A 14383-nucleotide genomic window follows, 5' to 3' on the forward strand; every position below is an offset into this window, starting at 1 on the left:
CGCAGGGGCCGGGCCGGCTTTAGTGTCCGGCCCCGCCCCGCCGGGCCTTGGCCCGCCGGGAGAGCATGTTGAGGCCCTCCACGGCGGTGGAGAAGGCCATGGCGGCATAGATGTAGCCCTTCGGCACATGCGCGCCGAAGCCTTCGGCGATCAGCGTCATGCCGATCATGATGAGGAAGGCCAGCGCCAGCATCACCACGGTGGGGTTGGCATCGATGAAGCGGCCCAGCGGGTCGGCTGCCAGTAGCATGGTCAGCACGGCCACGATGACCGCGATCACCATGATGGGGATGTGCTCCGTCATGCCGACGGCAGTGATGATGCTGTCGATGGAGAACACGAGATCCAGGATCAGGATCTGCACGATGGCGGCGGAGAAGGTGATGGCCGCCTTGCCGGTCTCGAACACGCCCTCCCCCGGATTGGGGTCGACGTGGTGATGGATTTCCTTTGTGGCCTTCCAGACGAGGAACAGGCCGCCGGCGATGAGGATGAGATCGCGCCAGGAGAAGGACTGCCCGAACACGGAGAAGACCGGTGTCGTCAGCTTCACGATGATCGCCACCGTGCTCAGGAGGCCGAGGCGCAGCACGAGCGCCAGGCCGATGCCGATGCGCCGGCCGCGGGAGCGCTGATGTTCGGGCAGCTTGTTGGTGAGGATGGAGATGAAGACGAGATTGTCGATGCCCAGCACCACTTCCATGGCGACGAGGGTCACGAGGGCGATCCAGGCCGCAGGATCGGAGGCCAGTTGAACCAGATAGTCCATCGGTCTCTCTTGGAAAGCGGGTCAGCCTCGGACGGACCGGGCGGAGCCGTGGGGTGGGATCAGGGCAGGCGCAAAGGGGCTGTCCGCGCCGGCACGGGGGAGCGGCCGGATCAGGCTAGCATCGGGCATGAAGGCTGGAAAAGGCGCGGCAGACGAAAACGGCCGCCCGCGCGGGGCGGACGGCCGTTCGGATGGGCGGATGCGCCTCACTGGATCGCGGAGAGCTTCCAGGGCTGGCCGCGCAAGCGGATGAAGGTCCACACCTCGGTGCTCTGGCTGGGCGCATCGGTGGAACCGGCGGCCAGCGCACCGGTGGTGCGGTCGCGCATGGTGTCTCGCGCCTCATAGCGGAGCGCGACGGTGGCATATTCGAACTGGCCTTCGCGCCAGGCTTCCGACAAGTCGCCCTGGAGGAGCTTCACGTCGTTCACCTGGTTGCGGACGCCACGCTCGGCATTCGCGCGCAGCTCCTCCTCGAAATAGCCGAGGATTTCCGGCGTTACGAGCTCGGCGAGCTTGTTGCGATCCTCACGGCTGTAGGCCGCCTGGATGTCCGAGAGGAGCTTCTCGAAGGCATCGAAATCGGCGCCCTTGAGACCCAGTTCGTCCTTCGGGCCGGACGGCGCCGCCTGGGGCTGAGGCTGGGGCTGAGTCTGGCCGCCGCCCAGGCCGCCAAGACCCGCGCCGAGGCCGCCCAGACCGCCGAGCGGCCCGGTCGGGCCACGGCCCGAGGCGCTGGCGCCATTGTCCCGCGCCATGCCGTAGCCGGCGCCGGCCGGAGCCGGCTGACGACGGTTGGCGAAGAAGCGCAGGGCCAGCATGACCACGCCGGCGATGAGGGCCACCTGCAGCAAGAGGCCGAGGAAGCCCGACAGGCCGCCGAGGCCGCCGCCGAACAGCATGCCCACGAGGCCGCCGATCAGCAGGCCGCGCATGAGCGCGCCGCCAAATCCGTTGCCGAACAGACCGCCGGTGCGGGCGGGCGTCGCCATCGGCGCGCTCTGGTTATAGGGGGTCGCCGAGCGCTGGATCGGCTGTGAAGCGGAGGGGGCGGTGTTGGTCGCGGCGGGCGCCTGATAGGTGCGCGAGCCGCGGCTGCCCATGCTCCCGCCCTGCCGCGCATCGGCGTGATCCACCATCGGCAGGGTCACGGCGAGGCCCAGCGCCAGAACCGCCGCGAACCGTGTCAGACCCTTGAAAACGCTCATCGTCATCCTCTATGGCGCGCCCGACGCGCGCAAGCCTGCCGCTAGGGCAAGTGAGGCTCATATAAGAAGACCGAGCTGCGTTTGTCAGGGGGTTGAGACGCTTTTTCCGATCACGGCGGCGTCAGCGGGGCGACCGTCGCCGCCCCGCGCCGGTCAGTAGCCGCGGGAGGGATCGACGCGGTTCAGCACCGGCTGGCCCGCGCGGATGCGGCGGATGTTCTCCGCGATCTGCGCCGCCGCCGACCTCGGCAGGGCAATGGAGGCGAGGTGCGGCGTGATGAGCACGTTGTCCATGCCCCAGAGCGGGCTCGCCTCCGGCAGCGGCTCCTCCTCGAACACGTCGAGGGAGGCTTCCGAGATATGGCCGGACTGGAGCGCCGCCACCAGCGCCGGCTCGTCCACGATGGGGCCGCGGGCGACATTGATGAATTTCGCCCCCTTCGGCAGCATCGCGAGACGCTCGGCATTGACGATGTGCCGGGTCTCCGGAGTGAGGGGCAGCATCACCACGAGGATATCGGTCTGCGCGAGAAACTGCGGCAGAGCCTCGAGGCCGTGGTGGCATTCGATGCCGGGCAGTGCCTTGGGCGTGCGGGACCAGCCCTTCACCGGATAGCCGAAACGGGCGATTTCGTGCGCGGCGGTGGCACCCAGTTCGCCAAGGCCCATCACACCCACGCGGATGCGGTCCGGCGTGGTGGGATGGATGTAGCGCCAGCGGCCTTCCTTCTGGATGCGCTCGAAGGCCACGATGTCACGGGCATGGCGCAGCACGCACATGAGCACGAAGCCGGCCATCATCTTCGACATTTCGGGGTCGGACAGGCGGGTGATCGGCACGTCCGGCAGGTCGGTACGCGAGACGAGTGCATCGACGCCGGCCCCGAGGTTCACCACCAGCTTCAGGTTCGTGAAGGGCTTGAAAAAGTCCTGCGGCGGCTTCCACACCACCGCGTAGTGCACATCCTCCGCCGGACACGGCGCGCCCTCGCGGGTGGCGATGTGCATGTCGAGGCCCGGGAGATGCTCGCCGATGGCCGCCAGCCAATCGGCGGCCACGTCGGCGGGACTGTAGAAAACAAGAGACTCACGCAACGCCGTTCACCCTCTGATCCGTTCTTCCGCCGCTTCCTGCGCCGGTGATGGTCCGTTCATAGCCGAGCGCCCCCCGCGCCGCCACGATTCGGCGCCCACATTGCCGCAGGCCGCCCTCCGCCCGCGCCAGACAAGCCTCAAGCAAGTGACAGGGCCGACAAGTGCCCACTGGAACCATCCGGGCGGAACGGCCCGGCGCGCCGTGAGCATGGAGGGGAACATGGGCAAGGGTCAGCGGGCGGCATTCGGCCAGCCCGACGGCGGACGTCTGAAGTCCGCCAAGGATGCGCTGCGCGCCGGCACCCTGCATCAGGCCGGCGACCACAAGGGCGCCGCCCAGCTCTATGCCGCCTCTCTGAAGCGCGACCCGAAGAACCCCATCGTCCAGCACATGTATGCGCTGTGCCTGCGCCAGATCGGCCGCATCCCGGAAGCGGTCGCGGCGCTGCGCATCTCCACCGCGCTCGATCCCCGGAACGTGGAGGCGCTCGCGGACTACGGCAGCCTGCTGCTCCAGATGGGCGACCGTGCCGCCGCCCGCGAGGCGTTCGAGAAGGCGCTGGCGCTGCGCCCGAACCACCCGGTAGCGAAAGCCGGCATCGCCCGCCTCTCGGCCGTGGACGGCTCCCTCGACGACCTGCTGCGCACGGTGGCGGAACAGCCCGGCAACGGGCAGGCCGCGCTCGCGCTCGGCTGCGCCATCATTTCGAGCGGCGGAGAGCCGGACGACGCGGCCAAGGTCTGGGTCGAGGCCGTGCAGCGCGGCGCGCTCACGCCCGAGGACATCGGCATCGAGGGCGTGAACGCCTATCGCGGCGGACGCGACCGCGAAGCCCTCGCCCTGCTCAAGATCGCCGCCACGCTGAAGCCGACGGTGGCCGCGCTCCACGCCAATCTCGGCATGATCCTGCTGGAGAAGCGGCGGCACGCCGAGGCCATGGAGGCGCTGGGCGAAGCGCTGAAGGTGGACCCGAACCACGTGGGCGCGCTGCTGAACCTCGGCAGCGTCTGCCTCGACCGGAAGGCCTATCCCGAGGCCCTCGCCTATCTGAACCGCGTCCTGAAGATCGAGCCCGACAATGTGGTGGCGCGCCTCGGCGCGGCCAACGCCTCGCGGCAGATCTGCCAGTGGCGCAATGTGGAGCAGGAAGAAGCGGCCATCGCAAAGCTGCTGGCCCAGAGCGCGACCCGCACCGGCCCCTTCCTTCTCCTGTCCTCGCACATGACGCCGAAGGACCACCTGCGCGCCGCCCGCGTATGGGCGCAGGGCGTGCGCGTGGAGCGCGACGACAAGCTGCCGCCGGCGCCGCCCGCCGATCCGTCCCGGCGCATCCGCATCGGCTATCTGTCCAACGACTATTACAATCACGCCACCACCTTCCTGGCGGTGGAGATGTTCGAGCGGCACGACCGCGAGAAGTTCGAGATCTTCGCTTATTCGCATAGCCCCGACGACAAGTCGGACATGCGCCGGCGCGTGGTTTCCGCCTTCGACCATTTCGTGGAAATCGAGCGCATGAGCAATCCGGAGGCGGCGCGCCGCATCCGGGCGGACGGCATCGACATCCTCGTCGATCTCAAGGGCTACACCCAGGGCGCCAGGTCCGAGATCATGGCCCTGCGGCCCGCGCCGGTCCAGGTGAACTTCCTCGGCTATCCCGGCAGCATGGGCGCCGACTTCATAGACTATGTGGTGGGCGACCGCTTCGTGACCCCGCTGTCCGCCGCGGCCGACTATGACGAGAAGATCGTCCAGCTGCCCCACTGCTACCAGCCCAACGACCGGCATCGTCGCATCTCGGAAACCCTGCCGAGCCGCGCGGCCTGCGGGCTGCCGGAGAGCGGCTTCGTCTTCTGCTGCTTCAACAACACCTACAAGATCACGCCCGCGGTCTTCTCGGTCTGGATGCGGCTGCTGGACGAGGTGCCCGACTCGGTGCTGTGGCTCTATGAGGCCAATGCGGCGGCGCGCGACAACCTCGCCTATGAGGCCGCGAAGTTCGGCATCGAGCCCGACCGCATCATCTTCGCGCCCAATGCCCTGCTGGCGGATCATCTGGCGCGGCATGCGCACGCCGACCTGTTCCTCGACACCCTGCCCTACAATGCCCACACCACGGCCAGCGATGCGCTCTGGGCCGGTGTGCCGATCGTCACCTGCGCGGGCGAGACCTTCGCGGCGCGCGTCGCCGCAAGCCTGCTCGACGCCGTGGGCATGCCGGAACTGATCACCACGTCGCTAGCTGACTATGAGGCCCTGGCGCTGGCGCTCGCCCGCGATCCGGAGCGGCTTGCCGGCCTCAAGGCCCGCCTCGTCGAAGCCCGCGCGACGGCACCCTTGTTCGATTCCGAGAAATTCACCCGCGATATCGAGGCCGCCTACCAGCGCATGCACGCGCTGCGCAGCGCCGGCAAGGTGCCGGAACCGATCGTGGTGTGAGCGGGGACCACTCGTTTCGCGTCGAAAGCCCAAACGAAGAGGGCGTGGTGATCGGAAGATCACCGCGCCCTTTGTGTCTCCGGACCGCGATACGCCGTTAGAGCTTGGCGGCGTGGATGTCGAACCACAAATTCTTCGGCGCGATGCGATTGCCCGCGCGGTCGCGCACCGTCGTGGAATAGAGCTTCTCGAACGCCTTGCGATCCAGCCATGTGCCCGGCAGCGCGTCGCCGAAGGGACCGGAGGAGCCTTCCGTGAAGCGGAAGTTCACCTTCGGGTCGCGCACCTGTGTCACCCGGGACTGGTCCACCAGCTTGAAACCGTCATAGCCGGCCTCATCCAGGGCGGCGATGAAATCATAGCCGGAGCGGCAGTCCTCCACGCTCACATAGAGCGGCTTGATGATCTGGCCGCGCAGCTGCTTGAGCACGATCTCGTCGGCACCGCGCACGTCGATCTTCAGGTAACGGGGCGTGCCGAAGCGGTCGAACAGGTCGCCGAGGGTCAGCGACGCCACTTCGACCACATGCGTCGCGGCATCGTGGTGCTTGGCCCAGACCTCCTCGACGCTGCTGCTGCGGCTGTCCTCTTCATTCACGTGAAATGCCACGGTGCCGGACGTCGCCCATACGGCCGCTTCGACGAGGGTCAGGCGCTTGGCCACGATCTCCTTCGCAAAGCGCGTGCGCGCGGCTTCCACGAGCGCCGGGTTGGCCTCGATCGCCACCACATCGAAGCCCTTGGCAAGGTAATAGGCGGTATCGTCGCCATTGTTCATGCCGAGGTCCATGATGAATCGGCTGGAATCGGCAAACACCGTCATGTGGCAACACGCTCCTTGGGAAGGGCATAAACAATCGCACCCATGCCGCACCAATCGTGGGTGCGCATGAGGATGGTATAGTCCGGCAGATGCCGCATGAACCATTGCGGCGTACCGAGAAGACCTGCGGCATCGTGATAGACGGCGGCCGCGACGATGGGACGGCGCCGCCGCAGCGTTTCCCGCGCGCCATTGAGCGCGGCGAGTTCGGCGCCTTCCAGATGCAGCTTTACGAAGGTCGGATCGAGGCTCAGTGCGTCGAGCGGCGCACAGGCCCTCAGGATCTTGCCCGTCGGCGCGATCTGCGAGGCATGGCCGAGCCCCTCTTGGAAACGCACCGCCTCGGTGCGCGCACCGAGCACCGCATCCAGCACCTGGATGCGGGCTTGAAGCGTCACGTCGAGACTGGAGACATAGGCCTGAAGGACCGACCGGTTTGCGACATCCGGCTCGATGGCCCAGACCGTGGAGACGCTGGCGTTCGTCGCCTGCAGAAGCCGGGCCGTGACCTCACCGTGATAGGCACCGGCGTCGAGAAAACGTTCGTCGCCCTTCAGCACCGAAGTGATCTCGGGAATGAAGAAGCGCGCGTCCGGCTCCACCGACGCGCCCTCGAAATCCCACTCCTGCCGCGCAAGCCGCCAGGCCGCGAACCGCAGGTAATGGGCGCGCGAGGCATCATCGGCAAAGCCCGCGAGGATTTCATCGGCCGCGGCCAGTTCCACCTCGCTGAGCGGGCTGGCGAACCAGCCGTTGCTCAAGGGGTGCTGGTCCCGGAAGGCTTCGGTGACGTCGTACAGGGGAACGCACTGGCTCCAGCCCTGCCGGTTGAGCTCGGCTTCCAGCGGCACATAAGGCCGGTCGATCACCGCGATGGCGAGCAGCGCCTTCGCCCGCTGAAGCTCCGGCACCGCTTCGGGCCCGCGCACCGGAAGGTCCGCCCAGTCGGGATCGTCGGCACAAGCGTCCGCGTCGCTGTCGATCACGCCCGCGACGGGCTGACCCACGGATTCGAAATAGCGGCGCGCCTCCTTGCCGAGGGGGCCGGCGCCAAAGAGCCAGAGAGGACGCGCGCGGGGAAGGATCGGAACGCCGGCCGGCGCGCGGCTGTTGGCGACGCGGAGCAGATCACGCGCCACCGCCGCATCCGGCAGGGCCTCGAAGTGCCGGCCCACAAGGGCGTTGGATACCAGCTTCAGACGGCGGGCGGCGGCACGGCGCGGCATCAGGCTCGCTCCTTCTCATAGGGCTTGCGATCGGACCGAGCCGGGACTGGCGCACGCATCATGATGGGACTTCGACGTTCTTCTTGATGGTGCGCCGCGCAAGCGACGCCCCCCTCCAGGATGGCACCATGGATGGGGAGGCTGTCGCAAGCCTTGTGGCTTCATTTCCGAAAATGCCCCTGCGCATATCCTTTTACCGCCTCAACAGCCTCAGGCAATCCTTCCGCGCTTTGCTTCCGACGCGATGCGGCGGAGGTGGGACGCATGATTGCGGGTGTAGAGACAGGAATGCGAGGCACGATGCCCGGACATCCGGCGGGCAGCGCCCGGATTCTGCATATCGCGCCGCATCTGGAAGGCACCCTCGGCAAGGCCCACGCGACCCTTCTTGAAGCCGCGCGCACCTCGCGCGGTGCCATCCGGCGCACGCTCCACACCTATGTGCTTCTGGAAACACCGGCCGACACCAGCCAGATCGACCGCATCACATCGGCGGGCGGGCGGGTCGTCGTGCAACCGGACGCCCGGAAGATGGCCGACCTCGTGGAAGCTGCCGATATCGTCCAGTTGGAATGGACCGGTGCCTCCTCGCTTCCGTCCCTGCTGACGCACACGCCGCTGCCGGCGATGCGGCTCGTCCTCTGGGTACACGGCACCGGCGCCGGCCTCGTCCCGCCCGGCCTTCTCGCGCTCGCCGACCGGACCTTTCTCGCCCATGCCTCGACGGGCAGGGCCGCGCCACTCGCGCCCGCGCTGGAGCCGCCGCCGGAGGCCCTGGGCTTTGCCAACGCCTGCTTTGGCCTTGCACCCGTCGATCGTCCCGCCTGCCCCACCCGGCCGCTCACCTATGGCTGCTGCGCTCCCCTTGATGCCGCAACGCTCGATCCGCGCTTCTTCGATGTGATCGACGCTGCCAGCACCGGCATCCGCGTCTCCCTCTGGGGGACTCCCGACAAGACCGGCCCGATCGCCGCGCGTGCCGCCGCAATGCGGCACCCCGAACGCATCGTCTTCGAGCGTGAGGCGTTCGATCCGCAAACGGTGCTGAGCAAGCTGGATGTGCTGATCCACCTGCTCGACCCGACGCGCGCCGATCCCTGCGAGGCGACCCTCGTGGAGGCCATGTCGGTGGGGGCTACCCCTCTGGTCTGGCGCCACGGACCGGAGGCCAGCGTCGTACGCGAGGGGCGCAATGCCCTGCTCGCGGAAACCGTCGAAGACGCGGCGGCCCTGCTCGACTGGACGCGCAGCAATCCGCGGCGCGTGGCCAAGCTCGGCGCCAAGGCAATGTATGACATGGCGCAGAGCCATATTCCCGCCAACACGCTGCGAACCTTTGCCCGCGCCTATACCGCGATCGGGCTGATGCCGCCGCGCCGGCACGACTTCCAAGCCGCCCTGACCGCGCGCGACTGGGCCGGCCTCACGCCTGCGATCCCGGCGGTCCATGGCGCGCATATGCCGTTCAGCGCCGCGCAGACGGTGCCACTTCTGGCAGAGGCCTGAGATTGCCGAAGTATTCGCGGGCAAAGGCCAGGAAGGCAGGCTTGGGGCAAGCCTCCGATCCTAGTCTCCACCCTGCGGATAAGCTCGAGAGCAGACGAACATGATCACTTCGGCGGAGCGCATTCCTGTGGCCGGTCCTTCCATCACGGACCGGGAGGCGGAGCTCGCCGCCGAAGCGGCACGCACCGCCTGGTACGCCAATCATTACGCCTATAATGCGCGCTTCGAGAAGATGATGGCGGACTATGTGGGCGTCGGCCATGCCGTCAGTGTCCCCCATGCCACGTCCGCCCTGCACCTGATCTTCGCGGCTCTCGGCATCGGCCCCGGCGACGAGGTCATCGTGCCGGACGTGACCTGGATCGCCTCCGTCGCTCCCATCGTGCATCTCGGCGCGACGCCTATCCTCGTCGATATCCTCCCCGATACATGGTGCATCGATCCTGCGGCCGTGGAAGCCGCCATCGGCCCGTGCACCAAGGCGATCCTCGGCGTCGATCTCTACGGCTCCATGTGCGACTGGCCGACCCTTCAGGCCATCGCCGACCGCCACGGCCTGTATCTCGTGGAGGACGCTGCCGAGGCGCTCGGTTCCTCCCTCAACGGGCGCCGCGCCGGCGCCTTCGGACGTGCGGCCGCCTTCAGCTTCCACGGCTCGAAGACGGTGGCCACCGGCGAGGGGGGCATGTTCGTGACCGATGATCCCGAACTCAACGCCCGCGTGCTCTTCCTGCGCGACCATGGCCGCAAGCCGGGGGACCGCTTCTTCCAGAACCACGAGATCGCGTTCAAGTACCGCATGAATGCGGTCACCGCCGCCCTCGGCATCGCCCAGATGGAGCGCATCGATGCGCTCATCGCGCACAAGCGCGCCATCTATGGCTGGTATCACGACCGCCTCGCCGACATGGACGGCCTGACGCTGAACTGCGAGCCCGAGGGCGTGTCCAATTCCTACTGGATGGTGACGGCCGTCCCCTGCGAGGCCTATGGCTTCGACAAATTCGCCCTGATGGCCGAGATGGAGCGCCGGAACATCGACACCCGGCCCTTCTTCTCGCCGCTCTCCAGCCTTCCCGCCTTCGACGCGCATCCCGAAGCCAAGCGCTTCGTGACGCCGAACGACTGCGGGCAGTTCATCGCCCGGGTCGGCATCAACCTGCCGTCGGGCTACAACATGACCGAAGAAAAGGTCGACATCGTCTGTGCCGCCTTCCGCGAAGTGCTCGCCGGTGGCCGGACGCATCGCGTGGCAGCGGAATGACCCAGATGATCAAGGACGACCGTCTCGAATTCGAAGCGCACAAGCGCGACATGTGCCTGGCGCTGGGGCGCGACGAGGCCACCTTCAACAAGATCACCACCGCCCTCCATTCGCTCGACACCTATGATTACTCCTATCTCTGGAGCTTCATGGGCGTGCCGATCATCCAGATGCCGGCGGACGTCATGGCGACGCAGGAAGTGATCTGGGCGACGAAGCCGGACGTCATCATCGAGACCGGCGTGGCGCGGGGCGGCTCGGTCATATTCATGGCCGCCATGCTGCAGCTCGTCGGCAAGGGCAAGGTCGTCGGCGTGGACATCGACATCCGCGCGCACAATCGCGATTCCATCGAGAAGCACCCGATGTCGTCACGCATCGAGCTGATCGAAGGACCTTCCACTTCAGCGGAGACCATGGCCAAGGTGCGCGCCGCCATCCCGGCCGGCGCCTCCGTGATGGTGGTGCTGGACAGCGACCACAGCCGCGACCACGTGCTCGACGAACTGCGTAACTATGGTCCGCTCGTCACCCAGGGGCAGTATCTGGTGGTCGCCGACACGCTGCTCGGCCGCGTGGACGCCTCCCAGACCCCCACCAAGCGCTCGAAGATCTGGCATCCCGGTGACGAGCCGCTGACCGCGCTGAAGGCCTATCTCGCCGAGACGGACCGCTTCGAGGTCGATCCGGTGATCAACGGCAAGCTGGTGCTCTCCAGCTCTCCGGGCGGATACACGCGATGCGTCAAGGCCTGACAGCGGAGGCATGGCCAAGCGCCACGACCCGCCGCGCGCATCTGCGCGACGTGCGGGAGGCGGATGTTCCGGCACTCGCCGCCATGCGGCGCGATGACGAGCTACAGGCGCAGCTTCTCACCGTGGCGGACGCCCTCGACGACAACGCCATGGCCGCGTGGATCGAGCGGCGCACCGGCGAGCCCGGCGGCGCCTTCCAGGTGGTGGCCGACGCCCGCTCGGAGGCCTTTCTCGGCTTCGTCCAGGTCAGCCACGTCCACCGGCGCAACCGGGTGGGACAAGGCGGGCTTGCGCTCGCTTCCCACGCCCGCGGCCAGGGTTTTGGCCACGAGGCCATGGCGCTGCTCCTCGACTATGCGGCGCGGCGGCTCGGCCTCACGAAGCTGATGGCGGAGATCCGGGCCGACAATGCCGCCTCGCTCCGGGTCCATCACGCGGCGGGCTATCGGACCGTGGGCCTGATGACGGGGCACTTCCACGGCCGCGACGGCGTCCATGACGTGGCACTGCTGGAGCGCCATCTCGGGGACATGGCGTCATGACGGCGGTCGTCATCACCCAGCCCATGCTGTTCCCCTGGCCGGGGTTCTTTGAACAGCTGATGCTGGCCGACGCCTATCTGTATCTCGACGACGCCCAGTTCTCGAAGGGCAGCTTCACCAATCGCATCCAGGTCAAATACGGCGACGACCGGCGGTGGATGACGATCCCCCTCGCCGGAAAGGGCAGCTTCCAGCCCATCGCGGAACTGAAGGCCACCGACGGCGACTGGAAATCCGCCCATCGGGCCCTGCTCGCGCAGTCCCTCGCCGACGCGCCCCATCGCGACGACGCCCTTGGCCTGCTCGATGCCGCTTATGCCCATGACGACCTGTGCGACCTGCTGATCGCCAGCATCGAGGAGCCGGCACGCTATCTCGGCATCGGTTCGGGGCGCGACATCGGCCGCACCACAGCCTGCAAGGTGGAGGGCACCTCCTGGCAGCGCGTCCTTGACCTTGTGCTCGACCAGGGCGGCACGCGCTATCTGACCGGGCACGGCGCGGCGCGCTATCTCGACCATGACGCCTTCGAGGCTGCGGGGGTGGGCGTGGAGTATATGGCGTACAGCCTCACGCCCTGGCCGCAGGGCAAGGGGGCCTTCACCCCCTATGTCACCATTCTTGATCTCATCGCCCACACAGGGCGGGACGCCATCACCTATCTGCGGCCGGCCACCGTTGCCTGGCGGCCGTTTCTGGAACAGCGGAGGGAAAACCCATGACCGACACATCCATCGTCGGCGCAGAACAGCGCGAACAGTTTGCCAAGCAGGGCTACACCGTCCTGCGCCAGTTCTACGACCCCAAGGCCGACGTTGCCCCCATCCACGAGGGCATCCGGGTCATCCTGGAGCATGTGTGCCGCAAGTATGGCGTCGACGCCCCCACCGGCACGCCGCACGAGGCCATGACCGTCGCCTATCCCGCGCTCATCGCCAAGAACCGCTCTTGGGGCGGCGAGGTCTATGACGCCGTGAAGCAGATCCCGGCCTTCATGCGGCTCGTCACCAACCTGCGCAATGACGACGTGTTCCGCGCCCTGCGCGAGGGCAGCGTGCCGGGCCTTGCGGCCGGCGGCTACGGCATCCGCATCGACAATCCCGGCGAGGAAAAGTTCCGCGCCCACTGGCACCAGGAATTCCCCTCCCAGCTCCGCAGCGTCGACGGCATCGTCTTCTGGACCCCGCTCCTGCCGCTGACGGCGGACATGGGCCCGGTGGAGATCGCCGAGGGCTCGCACGCCGAAGGCATCGTGCCGGTGTATGAGGACGACAAGGGCGTCGGCGCCTCCGGCACCTATGCGCTGCACCTCGACCGCGAGCAGGAGCGCCTTGCCAAGTACAATATCGTCGCCCCGCTCACCACGCCCGGCGACCTCGTGCTCATGGACTTCCTGACCCTGCATCAGGGCGGTCACAACAAGTCGAAGACGCCGCGCTGGACCATCCAGTTCCGCTATTTCAACTTCGCGGATGAGCTGGGCACCCGCATCGGCTGGCGCGGCTCCTTCGCCGCCGGCATCAAGTTTGCCGATGTGCTCCCTGAGCTTCTGGTCAGCCGTGGAGAAGCCGCATGACCTGCTGCCGCGTGTGTGGTGCGCCGCTGGGCGCGCCGGCCTATGAGGCGCAGGCGCCATCCATGACCTCGATCATGACGCTGGTGTCGGTTCCGACGCAGGTGTTCGTGTGCGAGACGTGCAACCACGTGCAGAGCCCGGACCTGCCGGACATCAAGGCCTTCTACGATACCGGCTACCGGATTTCGCTGGCCTCGGAGAACCACGACCAGCTCTTCGCGGTGGCGCCGGACGGAACGCCCATCTATCGGACGGAGCATCAGGCCAACATCGCTCTGCGCCTGCTGAACCTGCCCGAGGGCGCGAGCCTGCTCGACTACGGCGCGGCCAAGGCAACGACCCTCCGGCACATGATGCGCAGCCGACCGGACCTGAAGCCGGCCGTCTTCGACGTCAGCACCGACTACACGGCTGCCTGGGAGGGCTGGGTGCCGGAAGACGCCCAGGCCACCTATGACGTTCCCGCCGAATGGGCCGGCCGCTTCGATGCGGTGATGAGCCACTTCGTGCTGGAGCATGTGGCCGATCCGGTGCCGTTCCTGAAGGTGATCCACGGTCTGCTCAAGCCCGATGGACAGGTGCTGATCTCGGTGCCCGATTCCATCGCCAATCCCGGCGACATGATCGTCGCCGACCACCTCAACCACTTCAACGTCCCCTCACTCTCCCGTGCCTTCGCCGAGGCGGGCTTCGCCATGGACGTGTGCGACGCCTCCTCCTTCCCCGGCGCCTTCTTCGCCACCGCCCGCAAGGCGGATGGCGCGGCCAAGGCCAAGGCGGACGCCGGCGTTGCGACCCTCGCCTCCGAGGCCTGCGGCTTCTGGACGGACGCGGCGAAACGGCTCGATGCGGCTGCGGGAGACCTTGCAGGGCGGCGGGCGGCCATCTATGGCGCCGGCTTCTATGGCGCGTGGATCGCAAGCCGCGTGGGCGAGAAGGTCTCGGTCGCGACCTTCCTCGACCAGAATCCGAACCTGAAGGGCTCCTCCATGTTCGACCGGCCGGTCGTGCCGCCGGCGGATCTGCCGGACGAGGTGGATGTGGTCTTCGTCGGCCTCAATCCGAAGAAGGCCCGCGCCATCGTCGCGCAGGTGCCGGTGCTCCAGCGCGACGGCCTCGAGCTGGTTTGGCTCGACGCCTGAGCGGCGCCGAAGCAAGACGAAGAAGGGGCCGGCGCTG

General features: G+C 67.6%; 13 protein-coding genes. 8 read left to right on the forward strand and 5 right to left on the reverse strand.

Features of this window, described 5'->3' with window-relative positions; genetic code table 11:
- Positions 1-19: 19 nt before the first annotated feature.
- The 3 genes from AZC_RS17810 to AZC_RS17820 all read right to left on the reverse strand — a co-directional run bounded on the left by AZC_RS17810 (position 20) and on the right by AZC_RS17820 (position 3072).
- Complete coding sequence (locus AZC_RS17810) at positions 20-769, reverse strand: TerC family protein (protein WP_012171986.1); 750 nt, start codon at positions 767-769, stop codon at positions 20-22.
- Between the two features lie 206 nt (positions 770-975).
- Complete coding sequence (locus tag AZC_RS17815; RefSeq protein ID WP_043879545.1) at positions 976-1977, reverse strand: Tim44 domain-containing protein; 1002 nt, start codon at positions 1975-1977, stop codon at positions 976-978.
- Positions 1978-2130: 153 nt separating this feature from the next.
- A complete protein-coding gene (locus AZC_RS17820) occupies positions 2131-3072 on the reverse strand; it encodes a 2-hydroxyacid dehydrogenase (protein ID WP_012171988.1) in 942 nt (313 codons plus the stop codon).
- 220 nt (positions 3073-3292) lie between these two features.
- Between AZC_RS17820 and AZC_RS17825 the strand changes: the two genes are divergently transcribed.
- Positions 3293-5512: a tetratricopeptide repeat protein gene (locus AZC_RS17825; protein ID WP_052285983.1), complete on the forward strand. Its 2220-nt coding sequence runs from the start codon at positions 3293-3295 to the stop codon at positions 5510-5512.
- A 97-nt stretch (positions 5513-5609) separates the two neighbouring features.
- On the opposite strand, the gene AZC_RS17830 is transcribed toward AZC_RS17825, so the two are convergent.
- Positions 5610-6335, reverse strand: coding sequence for an FkbM family methyltransferase (locus tag AZC_RS17830; protein ID WP_043879546.1), 726 nt, complete (start codon positions 6333-6335; stop codon positions 5610-5612).
- Positions 6332-7561, reverse strand: coding sequence for an FkbM family methyltransferase (locus AZC_RS17835; protein ID WP_012171991.1), 1230 nt, complete (start codon positions 7559-7561; stop codon positions 6332-6334). Before AZC_RS17835 ends, AZC_RS17830 begins: the two co-directional genes overlap by 4 nt.
- A 300-nt stretch (positions 7562-7861) precedes the next feature.
- On the opposite strand from AZC_RS17835, the gene AZC_RS17840 reads away from it, so the two are divergent.
- The 7 genes from AZC_RS17840 (at position 7862) to AZC_RS17870 (ending at position 14346) form a co-directional block, all read left to right on the forward strand.
- Complete coding sequence (locus AZC_RS17840; RefSeq protein ID WP_043879547.1) at positions 7862-9067, forward strand: glycosyltransferase; 1206 nt, start codon at positions 7862-7864, stop codon at positions 9065-9067.
- A 100-nt stretch (positions 9068-9167) separates the two neighbouring features.
- Positions 9168-10331: a DegT/DnrJ/EryC1/StrS family aminotransferase gene (locus tag AZC_RS17845; RefSeq protein WP_012171993.1), complete on the forward strand. Its 1164-nt coding sequence runs from the start codon at positions 9168-9170 to the stop codon at positions 10329-10331.
- A complete protein-coding gene (locus AZC_RS17850; protein WP_012171994.1) occupies positions 10328-11086 on the forward strand; it encodes a cephalosporin hydroxylase family protein in 759 nt (252 codons plus the stop codon). The genes AZC_RS17845 and AZC_RS17850 overlap by 4 nt, the downstream gene beginning before the upstream one ends.
- Positions 11071-11628 carry a GNAT family N-acetyltransferase gene (locus AZC_RS17855; RefSeq protein WP_052285984.1) on the forward strand — a complete coding sequence of 186 codons (558 nt, stop codon included), beginning with the start codon at positions 11071-11073 and terminating at the stop codon, positions 11626-11628. Before AZC_RS17850 ends, AZC_RS17855 begins: the two co-directional genes overlap by 16 nt.
- Positions 11625-12350 carry a WbqC family protein gene (locus AZC_RS17860; protein ID WP_012171996.1) on the forward strand — a complete coding sequence of 242 codons (726 nt, stop codon included), beginning with the start codon at positions 11625-11627 and terminating at the stop codon, positions 12348-12350. The genes AZC_RS17855 and AZC_RS17860 overlap by 4 nt, the downstream gene beginning before the upstream one ends.
- The gene (locus AZC_RS17865) at positions 12347-13204 is read left to right on the forward strand and encodes a phytanoyl-CoA dioxygenase family protein (protein WP_012171997.1); all 858 of its coding nucleotides are present in this window, start codon (positions 12347-12349) and stop codon (positions 13202-13204) included. Before AZC_RS17860 ends, AZC_RS17865 begins: the two co-directional genes overlap by 4 nt.
- The gene (locus AZC_RS17870; protein ID WP_012171998.1) at positions 13201-14346 is read left to right on the forward strand and encodes a class I SAM-dependent methyltransferase; all 1146 of its coding nucleotides are present in this window, start codon (positions 13201-13203) and stop codon (positions 14344-14346) included. The genes AZC_RS17865 and AZC_RS17870 overlap by 4 nt, the downstream gene beginning before the upstream one ends.
- The last annotated feature ends 37 nt before the right edge of the window (positions 14347-14383 follow it).

It is taken from the genome of Azorhizobium caulinodans ORS 571 (assembly GCF_000010525.1).
GTDB classification, from domain to species: Bacteria; Pseudomonadota; Alphaproteobacteria; order Rhizobiales; family Xanthobacteraceae; genus Azorhizobium; species Azorhizobium caulinodans.

Bases quoted from the DNA above. Each gene is read 5' to 3' on its own strand.
- AZC_RS17810 (WP_012171986.1), bottom strand. From the start codon at position 769: ATGGACTATCTGGTTCAACTGGCCTCCGATCCTGCGGCCTGGATCGCC.
- AZC_RS17815 (WP_043879545.1), bottom strand. From the start codon at position 1,977: ATGAGCGTTTTCAAGGGTCTGACACGGTTCGCGGCGGTTCTGGCGCTG.
- AZC_RS17825 (WP_052285983.1), top strand. From the start codon at position 3,293: ATGGGCAAGGGTCAGCGGGCGGCATTCGGCCAGCCCGACGGCGGACGT.
- AZC_RS17830 (WP_043879546.1), bottom strand. From the start codon at position 6,335: ATGACGGTGTTTGCCGATTCCAGCCGATTCATCATGGACCTCGGCATG.
- AZC_RS17835 (WP_012171991.1), bottom strand. From the start codon at position 7,561: ATGCCGCGCCGTGCCGCCGCCCGCCGTCTGAAGCTGGTATCCAACGCC.
- AZC_RS17840 (WP_043879547.1), top strand. From the start codon at position 7,862: ATGCCCGGACATCCGGCGGGCAGCGCCCGGATTCTGCATATCGCGCCG.
- AZC_RS17845 (WP_012171993.1), top strand. From the start codon at position 9,168: ATGATCACTTCGGCGGAGCGCATTCCTGTGGCCGGTCCTTCCATCACG.
- AZC_RS17850 (WP_012171994.1), top strand. From the start codon at position 10,328: ATGACCCAGATGATCAAGGACGACCGTCTCGAATTCGAAGCGCACAAG.
- AZC_RS17855 (WP_052285984.1), top strand. From the start codon at position 11,071: ATGCGTCAAGGCCTGACAGCGGAGGCATGGCCAAGCGCCACGACCCGC.
- AZC_RS17860 (WP_012171996.1), top strand. From the start codon at position 11,625: ATGACGGCGGTCGTCATCACCCAGCCCATGCTGTTCCCCTGGCCGGGG.
- AZC_RS17865 (WP_012171997.1), top strand. From the start codon at position 12,347: ATGACCGACACATCCATCGTCGGCGCAGAACAGCGCGAACAGTTTGCC.
- AZC_RS17870 (WP_012171998.1), top strand. From the start codon at position 13,201: ATGACCTGCTGCCGCGTGTGTGGTGCGCCGCTGGGCGCGCCGGCCTAT.